Below are 15,412 nucleotides of genomic sequence, written 5' to 3' on the forward strand. Positions count from 1 at the left end.
ATGCTTGGTCCCTCCGCACACGTCGATACCTTTACCCGGGACAACCTGCCGCCGGAAGACAGCTGGCCCGATTTCCTGCTCGATGGGTTTCAGTATCCCGAACGTCTCAATGCAGGCGTCGAGCTTACCGACAGGATGGTGGAACAGGGACTGGGGGATCACACCGCTCTGATCGGGAATGGCCGCCGCCGAACCTACAAGGAACTTGCGGACTGGACCAACCGGCTGGCGCATGCACTCACCGAAGATCTTGGTGTGAAGCCGGGCAACCGGGTGCTTATCCGTTCCGCCAACAACCCGGCAATGGTCGCCTGCTGGCTCGCCGCAACCAAGGCCGGTGCCGTTGTCGTCAACACGATGCCCATGCTGCGCGCGGGCGAACTTTCCAAGATCGTCGACAAGGCGGAAATCGAGTTTGCACTGTGCGACACGCGTCTCATGGACGAGATGGTCGCCTGTGCCAAGACATCATCCTTCCTGAAGAAGGTGATTGGCTTCGACGGCACGTCAAACCATGATGCGGAGTTGGACCGGCTCGCGCTGGAAAAATCCGTGCTCTATGACGCTGTCCCGACCGGACGCGATGACGTCGCCCTGCTGGGCTTCACGTCCGGCTCCACTGGTACGCCCAAGGCCACGATGCACTTCCACCGGGATTTGCTGATCATTGCCGACGGCTATGCCAAGGAAGTTCTGGGTGTCACACCGGACGATGTCTTCGTCGGCTCACCACCCTTGGCCTTCACTTTCGGTCTTGGGGGGCTTGCAATCTTCCCGCTGCGGTTCGGCGCTGCAGCCACGCTACTGGAAAGCGCGACGCCGCCGAACATGATCGAGATCATCGAGAAATATAAGGCAACCGTCTGCTTCACCGCACCGACCGCCTATCGCGTGATGCTGCAGGCCATGGAAGAGGGGGCTGACCTTTCCTCGCTACGCGCTGCGGTCTCCGCCGGTGAAACTCTGCCGGGTCCCGTTTATGACGCCTGGATGGCCAAGACCGGCAAGCCCATGCTGGACGGGATCGGCGCTACGGAGATGTTGCATATCTTCATTTCCAACCGCTTCGACGACCACAAGCCTGCCTGCACCGGAAAACCCGTTTCCGGATACGAAGTCAGGATCCTCGATCAGGACGGCAAGGACGTCGCTCCCGGTGAAGTGGGGCGTCTTGCAGTGCGCGGTCCCACCGGATGTCGCTATCTGGCGGATGATCGCCAAGGGCAGTACGTGGTGGATGGCTGGAACATCACCGGTGACAGCTTTTCCATGAGCGAGGACGGCCATCTGCACTTTGCCGCCCGCAATGACGACATGATCATCTCCGCCGGCTACAACATTGCAGGCCCGGAAGTGGAGGCGGCACTGCTTGCGCACCCTGCTGTCCAGGAATGTGCCGTCATCGGTGCGCCGGATGAGGAGCGCGGCTCCATCGTGCAGGCCCATGTGGTTCTTGCTGCTGGGTACGAAGCCTCAGACGACCTTTCCAAGGCATTGAAAGATCACGTTAAAGCGACGATTGCGCCGTACAAGTATCCACGCTCGATCATCTTTGCAGACGCCTTGCCGAAAACTGAAACCGGCAAGATCCAGCGCTTCCGGCTGCGTCCGGACGCCTGACCAGACCCTCGCGTGGGGCACGCGGGACACTAAAAAGACAAGCCCCTTGCTGACCGTGCCGCAATAACGAAGCACGGCGGTCCAAACTAAAAAAAACGAATGGGAATAGCAGGTCACAAGACCAAGAGGAGCAGCATATGAAATTTGTAACAATGGCGGCCGCAGCCGCTCTCGCACTCGGCCTTTCCAGCGCCAACGCGGAACCGGTGAAGGTCGGCATGATTACCACTCTGTCTGGTGGTGGTGCAGGCCTTGGCATCGATGTGCGCGATGGCTTCATGCTGGCTGTTAAACAGGCCGGCAACACGGATCTGGAAGTGGTGGTCGAGGACGATCAGCAGAAGCCGGACATCGCCGTGCAGCTGGCCGACAAGATGATCCAGTCGGAAAAGGTGGACGTCCTGACCGGAATCATCTGGTCGAACCTCGCCATGGCCGTGGTGCCGTCAGCAACCGCGCAGGGCAAGTTCTACCTGTCGCCGAACGCAGGCCCCTCCGCGCTGGCCGGCAAGGGCTGCCACCCGAACTATTTCAACGTCGCCTGGCAGAACGACAACCTGCATGAAGCTGCCGGCGCCTATGCCAATTTCGAAGGCCTGAAGAACAGCTTCCTGCTTGCGCCGAACTACCCGGCCGGCAAGGACGCGCTGACCGGCTACAAGCGCATGTACAAGGGCGAGTTCGCGGGCGAAATCTACACCAAGCTGGGTCAGACCGACTACGCAGCTGAAATCGCGCAGATCCGTGCCTCCGGTGCAGACAGTGTCTATTTCTTCCTGCCGGGCGGCATGGGGATCTCCTTCCTGAAGCAGTACAAGGACTCCGGTGTCGACCTGCCGGTCATCGGACCTGCTTTCTCCTTCGATCAGGGCATTCTGCAGGCCGTTGGCGATGCGGCGCTCGGTGTCAAGAACACCAGCCAGTGGAGCAAGGACATCGACTCCCCGGCCAACAAGGCCTTTGTTGAGAGCTTCCAGGCCGAGTACGGCCGCCTGCCGTCGCTTTACGCTTCGCAGGGCTTCGATACCGCCAATCTGCTGCTGTCGGCCATGGCCAAGGCGGACGTGAAGGATGCTGATGCGTTCCGCGCGGCGCTGGAAGAAGCTGATTTCGCTTCCACTCGTGGTGGCTTCAAGTTCGGTCCGAACCATCACCCGATCCAGGACATCTACGTCCGCGAAGTCATCAAGGAAGGTGACGTCTACACCAACAAGATCATCGGCAAGGCGCTGACCAGCCATGCGGATGCCTACTGGTCCGAGTGCAACATGTAAGGTATTGACCCAAAAGCCGGTGCGGGAAACCGCGCCGGCCAAAGGGGCGGGGTACTCATGTCACTGATATTGCTCATAGAGCAGGTTCTGAACGGCCTGCAATTCGGCATCATGCTGTTTCTGATGGCCGCCGGGCTGACCTTGATCTTCGGCGTCATGGGTTTGATCAACCTTGCCCATGGTTCGCTTTACATGATCGGGGCGTTCTGCGCGGCGGCTGTTGCGGCTGCAACCGGATCGTTTCTGCTGGGCCTCGTGGCGGCACTTGCCGGTGCTGCCATCGCGGGCGCCTTGGTCGAGTTGGTGGTCATCCGCCGGCTTTACGCCAAGGATCATCTGGATCAGGTGCTGGCGACATTCGCGCTGATCCTGATCTTCTCCGAAGGAACGCGCTGGATCTTCGGTTCCTTTCCGCTGTTTCTCGACGTGCCGGAATTCCTGTCCGGTCCGGTCACGTTGCCGGGCGGCATCGAATATCCTCTCTACCGGCTGACGTTGATTGCCGTCGGCCTTGCCGTGGCGCTCGGTCTCTGGATGCTGATTTCCAGAACGCGTCTCGGTGTGCAGATCAGGGCAGGGGAAAATGACCGCGAGATGATCGCGGCCCTCGGCATCGACATTGCGCGGCTCTATACCATCGTCTTCGCGCTTGGCGCTGCTCTGGCAGGACTTGCCGGCGCCCTGGTCGGTGCCATCCAGTCGGTGCAGGTCGGCATGGGGGAACCGGTGTTGATCCTGGCTTTCGTCGTCATCGTCATCGGCGGCATCGGCTCCATCAAGGGGGCGCTTGTGGGCGCGATCCTGGTCGGATTGACCGATACGCTCGGCGGCATCTTCCTGCCGGAAATCCTGAAGCTGTTCCTTGATCCGTCGACAGCCACGTCCGTCGGATCCTCGCTCGCCTCCATGGCGATCTATATCCTCATGGCTGCGGTGCTGATCCTGCGTCCTGCCGGTCTGTTCGGAGCGCGCGCATGATCCGGGAACGCTATCTCAATGCGCTGACGCTGGCGCTCTTCGTCGCGATCCCTTTTTGGGCGATCTCGGCGGATGAACCCTTCACCATTACGCTGATGACGCGTGCCGTCGTCTTTGCGATCGCGGCCGTTGGCCTCAACATCGCGCTCGGCCTTGGCGGGCTGGTCAGTCTCGGTCACGCGGTCTTCTTCGGCCTCGGCGGTTATGCCATGGGTATCCTCGCCTACCATGCCCAGAACTATACCGCGCTCACCGAGTGGCCATTCCTGATCGAAGGCACGAAGTCAATGCCGGTGATCTGGCTTGTGGCCGTCGTGGTGTCTTCCCTGGCTGCGCTGGTGATCGGGATTCTGTCCTTGAGAACGGCAGGGGTCTACTTCATCATGATCACGCTGGCCTTTGGCCAGATGTTCTTCTTCTTTGCCATTTCCTGGGCGGAATATGGCGGAGAGGACGGACTGTCGATCTATGTCCGCAACGGATTTCCGGGGCTCAATACGCTGGACCCAATCCAGTTCTACGGGCTTTGCCTGGGGCTTTTGTGCCTTGTGCTGCTGTTTGCATGGCGGCTGTCCGGGTCTCCATTTGGTCTTGCTCTCAATGCTGCCCGGCAGGTTCCCGTTCGTGTGGAGACCGCAGGTCTGGACCCGGTGCGGCTGAAGCTCGTTGCCTTCGTTGTTTCCGGCGCAATCACGGGTCTTGCGGGAGCGCTGTTTGCGGACCTCAACCGTTTCGTCAGTCCGACGATGTTCAGCTGGCAAACCAGTGGCGAGATCATGATCTTCATCATCATCGGTGGGGTCGGACGGCTTTTCGGGCCTGTGGTCGGTGCGCTGGTCTTTGTTGCGCTGGAGCACTGGCTCGGAGCCTTGAGCGACTTCTGGCACATCTACCTGGGGCTGTTGCTTCTGGTCATCGTGCTCTTCGGCAAGGGCGGTGTGATTGGCATGATTTGCGGACGGGAGGCTGTTCATGACTGATGCTGTCCTGCAAACAAACGGCATTTCCAAGAGCTTTGGCGCCTTGCGAGCCAGCCGTGACATCTCCATCGACCTGAAGCCTGGCGAGATACACGCGATCATCGGTCCCAATGGTGCCGGCAAGTCCACCCTGATCGGGCAGATTTGCGGAACACTGCGGCCTGATGCCGGGTCGGTTCGCCTGCTGGGCAGGGACGTCACGCATCAGCCGACACGCGCCCGCGCGCGTGCCGGCCTGGGGCGTACCTTCCAGATCTCCTCGCTGGCCATGGAAGACACGGTTCTCCAGAACGTTCTGCTCGGGGCACTGGGCGCCAGCGGTCGGCCCTGGAGGTTCTTCTCCAACGTGACCAGGGACACCTCCTTGCGTGAAACCGCCGAAGAAGCGCTCGCCCGTGTCGGCCTGTTGGACCAGGCACGCATGCGCACGGCGGAGCTCAGTCACGGTCAGCGCCGTCAGCTGGAAGTGGCCGTTGCGCTGACGCAGAAACCAAAGGCGCTTGTGATGGATGAACCCATGGCAGGCATGGGCTCTGAAGGCTCGAAGCTGCTTACCGGATTTCTCGATCAGCTCCGGCACGAAGCGCCGATCCTTCTCGTCGAACACGACATGGACGCGGTCTTCTCGCTGGCAGACCGTATCAGTGTGCTGGTGTACGGCGAGGTGATTGCCACCGGCACGGTCGATGAAATCCGGTCCAACGCCGCCGTCAAGGAAGCTTACCTGGGAGACGAAGCATGAGCAGTCTTCTGACACTGTCCAACGTGACGGCCTCCTATGGCGCCAGCCAGGCACTTTTCGGCGTGGATCTGGAAATCGGCGAGGGCGAAGTGCTGGCACTGCTCGGCCGCAACGGCATGGGCAAGTCGACCACGGTCAAATGCATTTGCCGGATGCTCTCCGCGCAAGGCTCGCTGACATTTGCCGGTCATGACCTTGCCCGCCTGCCGAGCCACAAGGCTGCCCGGTTGGGACTGGGCCTTGTTCCGGAAGGCCGTCGCTGTTTCAGCACCTTGAGCGTTCAGGAAAACCTGATCGCGGCGGCTCGGCGCGGCGACTGGACCTTCGAACGCGTCATCGGCATGTTTCCGCGGCTTGGTGAACGGCGCGGCCAGCGGGCGGGTTCGCTGTCGGGTGGCGAACAGCAGATGCTCGCCATTGGCCGAGCCCTGATGACCAACCCGAAGCTGCTGATCCTGGACGAAGCGACCGAAGGTCTGGCCCCTGTCATCCGCCAGGAAATCTGGGCCGTGATCCGTCAGTTGAAGGCGGAAACGGGGCTCGCGATCCTCGTCATCGACAAGTCGATCAAGGAACTGCGCCAGGTTTGCGACCGGGCGACGATCCTGGAACGCGGCACATCCGTCTGGACTGGCGGTATTGATGCTCTGACCGACGACGTCACTGCCAAGTACATCGGAGTTTGAGTGATGTTCCGGTTCGAGCAACCCATCTTGTTCAAGCATTGCGATCCGGCGGGGATTGTCTTCTATCCCCGCTATTTCGAGATGATGAACGATTGTGTCGAAGCCTTTTTCGACAAGGTCCTCGAATGGCCGTTCAAGGACATTCACAAGGTGGGAGCCGTACCGACTGCGGAAATCCGTACGCGTTTCATGGCTCCGAGCAAACTGGGCGATCTTCTGGTGCTCGGCTTGAACGTGACCAAGGTTGGCCGAACCAGTTGCGGCATCGCAATCAGCGCGCAATGCGATGGCGAGGTGCGCTTCCAGACCGAGCTGACCATCGTCAACGTGGACAACAGCGGCAAACCGGAGCCATGGCCGGAACAGGTAAAACAACGATTTCTGGACCAGTCGGCACTCGCTTGAGCGCCGACTGGTTCAACAGGTAGGGAGCGATCAGCCTTGAGAGTTCAATCCAGTCGGATTGATTTTCAGCTGATCCGGAAGACAAGGAAAGTCAGGATCAATGACGGTCAAAAGCATTCAACCCGACGGCTGGGCCCCGGCAAAAGGCTATGCAAACGGCATGTTGACGGAGGGCAAGACGCTCCATATCGGCGGCCAGATCGGCTGGAACAAGGACCAGGTCTTTGAAACCAGTGACTTCGTCGGCCAGATGGAACAGACGCTCGCCAACATTGTGGCCATTGTCGAGGCCGCCGGTGGAGCCGTGACCGATATCGCCCGCCTGACATGGTTCATTACGGACAAACGCGAATATCTTGCCCGGCAGAGAGAAGTCGGTGAAGCCTACCGTCGGGTGATGGGGCGGCACTTCCCGGCCATGTCGGTCGTCGTGGTGGCCGGGCTCATCGAGGACGATGCATTGATCGAGATCGAGGCAACCGCCCAGGTCGGCTGACCGGCAGAGAATATTTCCGTTGCGCTATCTATAGCCCGGCACCTCGTGCCGGGCTTTTGTTTACAGCCTCCGCGACAGGCCGTCTTCGGGACAATCTCCCACCTCGATTTCGTCTTCCCGGACGGAGCGCAGCGCAGATCCGGGACCGGGGAAGCTGAGGCCTGTCGATAGGAGGCGGGCCACCGCCGTCGCCAGCGGCTCCCCGATCCCGGCTCGCGCGTTGCTTGGCCGGGATGACGGCGGTGAGTTTGATAGTTGTGAGAAGCGCTGGGCAGCTCAGCTGGCTGCCCTTTGGATAATCTCCCACCTCGAATTCGTCTTCCCGGACAGAGCGCAGCGAAGATCCGGGACCGGGGAGCCGGGGCCTGTCGATAGGGCAACGGGACTTGCCGCCGCTGCCAGCGGCTCTCCGATCCCGGTTCGCGCGTTGCTTGGCCGGGATGACGATGGTGAGGGTGATTGTTGTGAGAGGCGTGGAGCTGCAGTGGCTGGTGCTTTTCGCGAGATTGCAAAATTCATTCAATAAAACAATTATTTAAACGGGATGGCGCTTTGTCTGAAAATTATGTCAGACAAAGTGTTTACAATGTCAGACAAAGTGGTAACGTGAGATGGCAAACAAAGAAGGTCGACATCTGTCCATGCCGGAAAATGCACAACAGCCGAAACCGGAAACGGGGTCTGCAGCAGCGAGTGAGCCGCGGGATGTGCCGCGAGCCCTGATCAGCCTCATCGAGCAGGAAGGCCTCAAGATCGGGGATCGTCTGCCGCCGGAGCTGGAGCTTGTGCGCCGTCTCGGCTTTGGCAGGTCGACTATTCGCGAGACGCTCAAGACCTGGGAAAGCATGGGCGTCGTCAGCCGCAACAAAGGAGCCGGCACAAGGCTCATCGCGGAAATATCAACCAATACACTGCGCGTGGCCCTCACCATCAAACATGAAGCCGAGAGCCTGTTGCGAATGCAGCAGGTTCGACGGCCTCTGGAAATCGAATCGGTGCGTATCGCAACGAGATCCGCAACGCCGGACCAGCGCCGCATCATCAATGCCCGGGCGGCGGAACTGATGGCTGTGTTCGAAGCCGGTGAAGACTGGCGCCCGGCCGACCATCGGTTTCACAACGCCGTTCACGATGCGACCGGCAATCCCCTGTTCAGGCAGTTCATCGAACAGATCCAGAAAGCCTTTCACGACATTTACGAAACACCGTTCGGCAAGCCGCATCTCGGCCAGGACACCATCCCGCTGCACCGCCCACTCGCCGACGCGATCATCGCCGGTGACGAGGACAAGGCAGCGGAACTGACCGAGATGATCATCGATATGGTCTGTGCCGAAACCCAGAAAATTTCAGAGGAACACGATGGCTGACGCTGTGCCGGGTGGATATTCGATCGAGACGCTGCTGGCGGCTGCTGCCGAGACAGGAGGCGCTGTGGCGCCGCCGATCGTGCAGACGTCTCTCTTCACCTTCGACAACTACAAGGCCTTCGAAGACCGGATGGCGGGCCGCTCCAACGAGCCGCTCTATACACGGGTTCAGAACCCCACTGTGGCTGCCTTTGAAAAGCTGATGGCCCAGGCGGAAGAGGGCGAAGCTGCTGTCGGTTTTGCGTCCGGCATGGCAGCGGTCTCCTCCACCGTTCTTGCCTTCGTCAAGCCGGGTGACCGAATTGCCTGCATCGAGCATGTCTATCCGGATGCCTATCGCCTGTTCGAGCGTATGCTGCGCCCGTTTGGCGTCGGGGTTACCTATCATTCAATTGAGGAGTTCCAGTCGGATCCGGATCTGCTTAAGGGCGTGAAGCTCGCCTATCTGGAAAGCCCGACCTCTGTCGTCTTCAAGACGCTGGATCTCGGACTTGTCGCCTCACATGCGAAAAAGCACGGCACGATCACCGTAATCGACAACTCCTGGGCAACACCGCTTTTCCAGCGCCCACTGACCCTCGGCATCGACATTGTTCTGCATTCTGCCTCCAAGTACCTGTCCGGCCATTCCGACACGGTTGCCGGCGTGGTGGTGGCACGCCAGGACCTGATCGACCGTATCCGGGACCTGACCCTGCCGCTGCTCGGCGGCAAGCTTGCGCCATTCGAGGCTTTTCTGCTGACCCGGGGACTGCGCACCCTCGGCCCGCGCATGCGCCAGCACCAGGCGACCGCGAACCTGTTTGTTGACCGGCTGGCGAGCCACCCGCATGTCAGCGCGGTGCATTCGCCCGGTCCGAACATCGTGCCCGGTCTGACCGGCCGCTCGGGCCTGTTGTCCGTCGCGCTGAACGACAACGTCGACATTCCGAACCTTGCCGACAGCCTGAAGCTGTTCCGCCTTGGCGTGAGCTGGGGTGGTTTCGAAAGCCTCATCCTGCCGACACGCATCGGCCTCAACCAGGCGGGCGAGCAGAATTCAATGCAACGCTTTGGCGTGTCCGACCGGATCGTACGCCTCAGCCTGGGGTTGGAAGACCCCAACGATCTTTGGGCCGACTTCGAGGCGGCCCTGAGCAAAAGCGCCCGGACATAAGACGGCGCAATTCAAACCAAACCTGAAAGAAGCGGAGTTGAACCATGAGGGGACTGATAGGAGCAATTAGCGCATTGGCGTTTCTGGCAGGCTCGGCAGCGAGCGCGGAAACCCTGAAGCTGGTGGAAGTGATCACCAGCCCGGAGCGCACGGAAGTACTGCAGAAGCAAGTGGACGCCTTCGAGGCTGCCAACCCGGGCACGGAAGTAGAAATCGTCTCGCTGCCCTGGGGCCAGGCCTTTGAAAAGCTGGCAACCATGGTGGCCGGTGGCGACATTCCCGATGTCGTTGAAATGCCGGACCGTTGGGCGGGCATCTACAAGGACAGGCTGGTCGATCTGAACGACAAGATCGCAAGTTGGGAATATGGTGGCACGCTGACCCAGAAAACCCTGGACATGGGCCGCCAGACCGACGGCAAGACGGCACGGATGATCCCTTACGGCTTCTATCTGCGTGCCATGTTCTACAACAAGAAGCTGCTGGCGGAAGCCGGTGTCGAAAATCCGCCGAGCACGATGGCGGAATTCATGGATGCGGCCAAGGCCGTTTCCGAACTGGACGGAAAATACGGATATTGTCTCCGGGGCGGACCTGGTGGGCTCAACGGCTGGATCATGATGGCCGCCACCATGAACGGGGACAACACCTTCTTTGACGCCGATGGCAAGAGCACGCTCAACCAGCCGGGTTCCGTCGAAGGCATCCAGTTCCTGATCGACATGTACCAGAACGGCTATGCCCCGAAGGATTCCGTCAGCTGGGGCTTCAACGAGATCGTGGCCGGCTTCTATTCGGGAACCTGTGCGTTCCTCGATCAGGACCCGGATGCGCTGATCGCGGTTGCCGAGCGTATGGCGCCGGAAGACTTCGCTGTGGTTCCGATGCCTGTCGGTCCGGCCGGCAAGGCTTTCCCGACCATCGGTTTCGCCGGTTGGGCGATGTTCGACACGACCAGCAACGAAGACCTTTCGTGGAAGCTGATTGCGCATCTGTCCAGCCCGGAAACCAACAAGGAATGGGCGAAGCGCGTTGGCGTCATTCCGATCCATGAAGGTGCCGAGCAGGATCCGTACTTCAAGACCGAGCAGTTCAAGGGCTGGTTCGACACCCTGAACGGCGACCAGTACATCCCGACGGTCATGCCGACCTATCTGGAGCAGTTCGGTTACTTCGCGGACTCCATCGCCCTGGAATCCAGCCAGGAAGCCCTCCTGGGTGAAATCTCCGCACAGGAAGTGGCCGACAAATGGGCCGAGTTCCTGACGGAAGAATATGGCCGCTGGAAAGCCGCGCAATGACCACGATCGACACTGCCGTGCCCGGGAAAAAATCCCGGGCTCGGCCCACCTTCTACTTCCGTTACATGGTGGAGCCTTATCTCTACCTGACCCCGGCAATCGTGCTGATTGCCCTGGTGATGCTGGTGCCGCTGGTGATCGGCGTTTCCTATGCCTTCCAGGCCGTCAATTTGCTGCGCCCGTTCCAGTCGGGCTGGGTCGGCTTCGCCAACTTCGAGGCCCTGTGGTCTGATCGGAAGTTCTGGCTGGCGCTCACCAACACGTTCTGGTGGACGCTCGGGTCGATTTTCTTCCAGTTCTTCCTGGGACTTGGCCTCGCGATGCTGCTGAACACTCAGTTCCACGGCAAGCGCATTGTTCAGGCACTGGTCTTTCTGCCCTGGGCCGTACCGACGTTCCTGTCGGCTCTCACCTGGGCCTGGCTCTTCAACCCGACCATCGGACCACTGCCGCACTGGCTGGCCGCTCTCGGGATCCTTTCGGAGCCGTTCAATATCCTGGGTGACAAGGACCTGGCCATGTGGGGACCTGTGACCGCAAACGTCTGGTTCGGCATTCCCTTCTTCGCCATCACGCTGCTGGCTGCGCTGCAGTCCATCCCGGGCGAGCTTTACGAGGCTGCGGAAATTGATGGCGCGACCGCCTGGCAGACCTTCACCAAGATTACGCTGCCGTTCCTGGCACCGATGATCGCAATCACCGTCATGCTGAGGACGATCTGGATCGCGAATTTCGCCGATCTCATCTTCGTCATGACCGGCGGCGGGCCTGCAAACTCGACGCAGATCCTGTCGACCTACATTTTCACAACAGCCTTCCGGAAACTCGATTTCGGCTATGCCTCCGCAATCGCGGTCGCGCTCCTGGGTCTGCTGCTGATCTATGCGGCAATCCTGCTGGTGCTGCGCCGGAAACTGGTCAAGATCTGAGGTGCTTCGATGAGTGCGCTTCGTAATAGCTCGCCTCTGGCGGTTACTGGAAAATATCTGGCTCTGGCGTTTTACGTCGCCTTTGCGCTTTTCCCGCTCTACTGGCTCGTCAAGATCGCGATCACGCCGGACAAGCTGATCTTCACGGAAGGGACGGCGCTCTTTCCGAGCGAGTTTACCTTCGAGAATTTCCAGACCGTTCTGATCGCAACGGATTTCCTGTCCTATTTCAAGAACAGCGTGATCGTGTCCATTGGCACCGCGGCCATCACCACGGCGATTGCGGCGGCTGCCGGATACGCTTTCTCGCGGTTCGATTTTCGCGGCAAACGGCTGATCATCGCCCTGATGCTGATCACCCAGATGTTTCCGCTTCTGATGATCATTGCCCCGATCTACAAGATCGTTGCAGCGATCGGCCTGCTGAACTCGCTTACCAGCCTGATCATCGTCTACACGGCCTTCAACATTCCCTTCGCCACCTTCCTGATGCAGTCCTTCTTTGACGGCATTCCGAAGGATCTGGAGGAGGCCGGCATGATTGACGGTTGCAGCCGCTTCGAAGCGCTCAGGAAAATCATTCTGCCGCTGACGCTTCCGGGGCTTGGGGCGACGCTGGGCTTCGTCTTTACCGCCGCCTGGAGCGAGCTGCTCTTCGCACTCATGCTGATCAACTCCAACGACACCATGACCTTCCCCGTCGGGCTTCTGACTTTCGTTTCGAAGTTCTCTGTCGACTGGGGGCAGATGATGGCCGCCGGCGTGCTCGCACTGGTGCCGTCCTGCCTGTTCTTCATCTTCATCCAGCGCTATCTGGTCCAGGGGCTTACCTCTGGCGCCGTCAAGGGGTAGGAGACCCAGACCATGGCTCGTATCGAACTCAAGAACATCGCCAAGGCCTATGGCTCCGTCGAGGTGATGCGCGATATCAACCTCTCCATCGATGATGGCGAATTCATCGTATTGGTCGGCCCGTCCGGCTGCGGCAAGTCCACGCTGCTGCGCATGATCGCCGGCCTGGAACCGATTTCCGGAGGCGACTTCACGGTAGACGGCAAACGCATGAACGAAGTGCCGCCCCGTGATCGTGACATGGCCATGGTTTTCCAGTCCTATGCGCTTTATCCGCATATGGATGTGGCGCGGAACATGGGCTTCTCGCTGGAAATCCGCAAAGCGGCCAACGAGGAGCGTGTAAGCAAGGTGCAGGAAGCTGCCAGGACACTTGGCCTGAGCAATCTGACAGCACGCCTGCCCAAGCAGCTTTCAGGCGGGCAGCGCCAGCGTGTCGCCATGGGCCGAGCAATCGTCCGTGATCCAAGCGCCTTCCTGTTCGATGAGCCGCTGTCCAATCTCGATGCGGCACTGCGTGTCGAAATGCGCCTGGAAATCGCCCGGCTCCACCAGCGTCTGAAGTCGACGATGATTTATGTGACCCACGACCAGGTGGAAGCCCTGACGCTGGCCGACAGGATCGTGGTCCTGAATGCCGGCGACATCCAGCAGGTGGGCACGCCTCTGGAGCTCTACGACACCCCTGCCAACAAGTTCGTTGCCCAGTTCATCGGGTCTCCGACCATGAACATCCTCGATATCGAACCGAAGGACGGTGGCGTTGCACTGAAGAACGGCGCCAGCCTCGGCCTTGGGTTGAGCAACGGGCAAGCAGCTGCAAGGGAGTTGGGGGTCCGTCCGGAACATCTCAACATCGTCGCCCAAGACGTCGCTCATATTTCCGGAACGGCCGAACTGGTCGAGCATCTGGGCTCGGACACCAACATTCACGCAAGTGTGCCGGGCATCGGTCAGGTCCTGGTGCGCGAGCACGGGCATTTCGCGCTGAAATCCGGTGATCCGGTCGGCATCGCGCTGGATCTCGATAAGACACATCTGTTCGATGCTGAAGGCCGACGCCTGGCAGCCTGAGTGCGTGGGGAGCTAAACCCCACGCTTGCTCAGGCTGATTAAATAGTGCGCGCACGGTCAGTTGCTGCTGCAGAGGCAGGTTTTGTAGGCGTCCAGGCTTGTGGCATCGAGTGCGCAGCCATATGCCTGCCAATTGACGGGATCGATTTCCGGGGTCGCTGATTGAACGGCATAGAGATTACTGAACCGCTGGCGCAATGGCTCGTCGTTCTGAAGCGTCTTGGCGAGTGAAGCCCGGCTGGCGGCGGACAGGTCCGGAACCGCATAGGTGGAGCGGTAGTCATATTCGAGCTGCCAGTCCGGCTTTGCACCGGCGGCGGCAGCTTCGAGGTTCGTCAGATAGAAGGTCGCCGAGTCCTTCACCGCGCCGCTGGTCTTGTCGTATAGAAAGACCGCAAAGGCCGGGTTGTTGCCGAAAACAGGGCTGACCGATGCCGTTATCTGGTTCGCAATCAACGGTTCACCCGAAGCATCATTGATGACAGTGAAGCCGTCCATATGCGTGTGGCCGGAAAACGTGTAGTCGACGGTGCCGGCATATTTGTACATCAGCTCCAGAAAGTCCGTGAGGTAATGCTCCTGCCAGAAGAGGTGGATACTGGCCTCACACGTCTCCTTGTCTGCATGGCGCGCCGTATCGCGGGCATCGGCGCCTGGTGGAACATGCATCAGTAGCTGCGCCTTGCGGCCGGCCTGCTGCGTTTCGGCAAGCTGCTCATCCAGCCAGGTCATGACGTCCTTTCCAGGATCGCCGCCATTGGTATTGCAGGCATCCGAATAGTGTTTTGCCCAGTAGACGTTGCTGAGGGCGATGATGTCCTGATCCGGCACCGTTGGATGCGTAACCTTGTAGAAGCCGTCGTGCTTGAACGCCTGGAATCCGCCCGGTTGACGGCTCAGCTTCGCCCACTGCTCGCCGACACCTTCGAGAAATGCACTGTCGGGAGCGAGCTGGTAGTCACCGCAGGCTGAATCTTCGTTGCCCAGAACGCCATAGACCGGGATGTTGCCGAACGTATCGCCCAGAAGCTGGGAAACATATTGCGTGGTCTTGATGGCAAACGAGGTCACGCCCTGCGGATTGTCGCCCGCTGTCTTCTGGTAGGTGTCATTGAAGTGGTGGCTCAGGTAGTCGCCGGTATAGAGCACGTAGTCGTAGGTCATGCCTTGGGCTGCCGCCGCATCCAGGGCGGAGACCATCAGCGAGTAGGTGGCATCATTGCCGTAACTGTTGATGCTTTCGGCGGCTCCCTTGAAAATTTCCGTCCACTCGGAGACTGGACTCTTGTCCAGTGCCGGCACGAGGGCCGGATCACTGAACGGGTCGAAGTGGATGTCGGTGACGATCAGAAACAGACCCTCGTTCGTTCCCGGGTAGAACACCGGTTCCGTGGACTGGGCCTGGGCGCCTGTGAGCGGCAAGGACGCAGCTGCAAGCGTCGCAAAAGCAATGGCTAACCTGTCGAACATTCCGGCCCCCTAGCTGTGCCAAAAATTCCCTTGCGGAATATTGGCACAGTCAAACACGGCACCGGTAAATGGATGTGAA

General features: G+C 59.9%; 15 protein-coding genes. 14 read left to right on the top strand and 1 reads right to left on the bottom strand.

Annotation, left to right across the window (positions count from 1 at the left end):
• From ACYQ6M_RS10050 to ACYQ6M_RS10115, 14 genes are all read left to right on the top strand, one after another.
• Entirely contained in the window at positions 1-1,620 is a 1,620-nt protein-coding gene (locus ACYQ6M_RS10050; RefSeq protein WP_460073604.1) for an AMP-binding protein, read from the top strand.
• A gap of 137 nt (positions 1,621-1,757) precedes the next feature.
• Positions 1,758-2,894, top strand: a complete 1,137-nt coding sequence (locus ACYQ6M_RS10055; protein ID WP_168687855.1) for an ABC transporter substrate-binding protein — start codon at positions 1,758-1,760, stop codon at positions 2,892-2,894.
• A gap of 57 nt (positions 2,895-2,951) precedes the next feature.
• Positions 2,952-3,872, top strand: coding sequence for a branched-chain amino acid ABC transporter permease (locus ACYQ6M_RS10060; protein WP_022997654.1), 921 nt, complete (start codon positions 2,952-2,954; stop codon positions 3,870-3,872).
• A complete protein-coding gene (locus ACYQ6M_RS10065) occupies positions 3,869-4,852 on the top strand; it encodes a branched-chain amino acid ABC transporter permease (protein ID WP_168693374.1) in 984 nt (327 codons plus the stop codon). Before ACYQ6M_RS10060 ends, ACYQ6M_RS10065 begins: the two co-directional genes overlap by 4 nt.
• On the top strand, positions 4,845-5,594 hold the full coding sequence (locus ACYQ6M_RS10070) for an ABC transporter ATP-binding protein (protein WP_022997652.1): 750 nt from the start codon (positions 4,845-4,847) through the stop codon (positions 5,592-5,594). Before ACYQ6M_RS10065 ends, ACYQ6M_RS10070 begins: the two co-directional genes overlap by 8 nt.
• Complete coding sequence (locus tag ACYQ6M_RS10075) at positions 5,591-6,280, top strand: ABC transporter ATP-binding protein (RefSeq protein ID WP_055659143.1); 690 nt, start codon at positions 5,591-5,593, stop codon at positions 6,278-6,280. The genes ACYQ6M_RS10070 and ACYQ6M_RS10075 overlap by 4 nt, the downstream gene beginning before the upstream one ends.
• A 3-nt stretch (positions 6,281-6,283) precedes the next feature.
• Entirely contained in the window at positions 6,284-6,685 is a 402-nt protein-coding gene (locus tag ACYQ6M_RS10080) for an acyl-CoA thioesterase (RefSeq protein WP_460073608.1), read from the top strand.
• Positions 6,686-6,785: 100 nt separating this feature from the next.
• Positions 6,786-7,181 carry a RidA family protein gene (locus ACYQ6M_RS10085; protein WP_022997649.1) on the top strand — a complete coding sequence of 132 codons (396 nt, stop codon included), beginning with the start codon at positions 6,786-6,788 and terminating at the stop codon, positions 7,179-7,181.
• Between the two features lie 611 nt (positions 7,182-7,792).
• The gene (locus tag ACYQ6M_RS10090) at positions 7,793-8,551 is read left to right on the top strand and encodes a FadR/GntR family transcriptional regulator (protein WP_228868926.1); all 759 of its coding nucleotides are present in this window, start codon (positions 7,793-7,795) and stop codon (positions 8,549-8,551) included.
• Positions 8,544-9,707: an aminotransferase class I/II-fold pyridoxal phosphate-dependent enzyme gene (locus ACYQ6M_RS10095; RefSeq protein ID WP_022997646.1), complete on the top strand. Its 1,164-nt coding sequence runs from the start codon at positions 8,544-8,546 to the stop codon at positions 9,705-9,707. Before ACYQ6M_RS10090 ends, ACYQ6M_RS10095 begins: the two co-directional genes overlap by 8 nt.
• Positions 9,708-9,751: 44 nt before the next feature.
• The gene (locus tag ACYQ6M_RS10100) at positions 9,752-11,008 is read left to right on the top strand and encodes an ABC transporter substrate-binding protein (protein ID WP_367020651.1); all 1,257 of its coding nucleotides are present in this window, start codon (positions 9,752-9,754) and stop codon (positions 11,006-11,008) included.
• Complete coding sequence (locus tag ACYQ6M_RS10105) at positions 11,005-11,937, top strand: carbohydrate ABC transporter permease (RefSeq protein ID WP_055659150.1); 933 nt, start codon at positions 11,005-11,007, stop codon at positions 11,935-11,937. The genes ACYQ6M_RS10100 and ACYQ6M_RS10105 overlap by 4 nt, the downstream gene beginning before the upstream one ends.
• 9 nt (positions 11,938-11,946) lie before the next feature.
• Entirely contained in the window at positions 11,947-12,789 is an 843-nt protein-coding gene (locus ACYQ6M_RS10110) for a carbohydrate ABC transporter permease (RefSeq protein WP_022997643.1), read from the top strand.
• Between the two features lie 12 nt (positions 12,790-12,801).
• On the top strand, positions 12,802-13,863 hold the full coding sequence (locus ACYQ6M_RS10115) for an ABC transporter ATP-binding protein (RefSeq protein ID WP_022997642.1): 1,062 nt from the start codon (positions 12,802-12,804) through the stop codon (positions 13,861-13,863).
• Between the two features lie 57 nt (positions 13,864-13,920).
• On the opposite strand, the gene ACYQ6M_RS10120 is transcribed toward ACYQ6M_RS10115, so the two are convergent.
• Positions 13,921-15,333 (bottom strand): metallophosphoesterase, encoded by a 1,413-nt coding sequence (locus ACYQ6M_RS10120; RefSeq protein ID WP_460073612.1) that lies wholly within the window; start codon positions 15,331-15,333, stop codon positions 13,921-13,923.
• Positions 15,334-15,412: the final 79 nt, after the last annotated feature.

The organism is Roseibium sp. ROS1 (assembly GCF_054658215.1).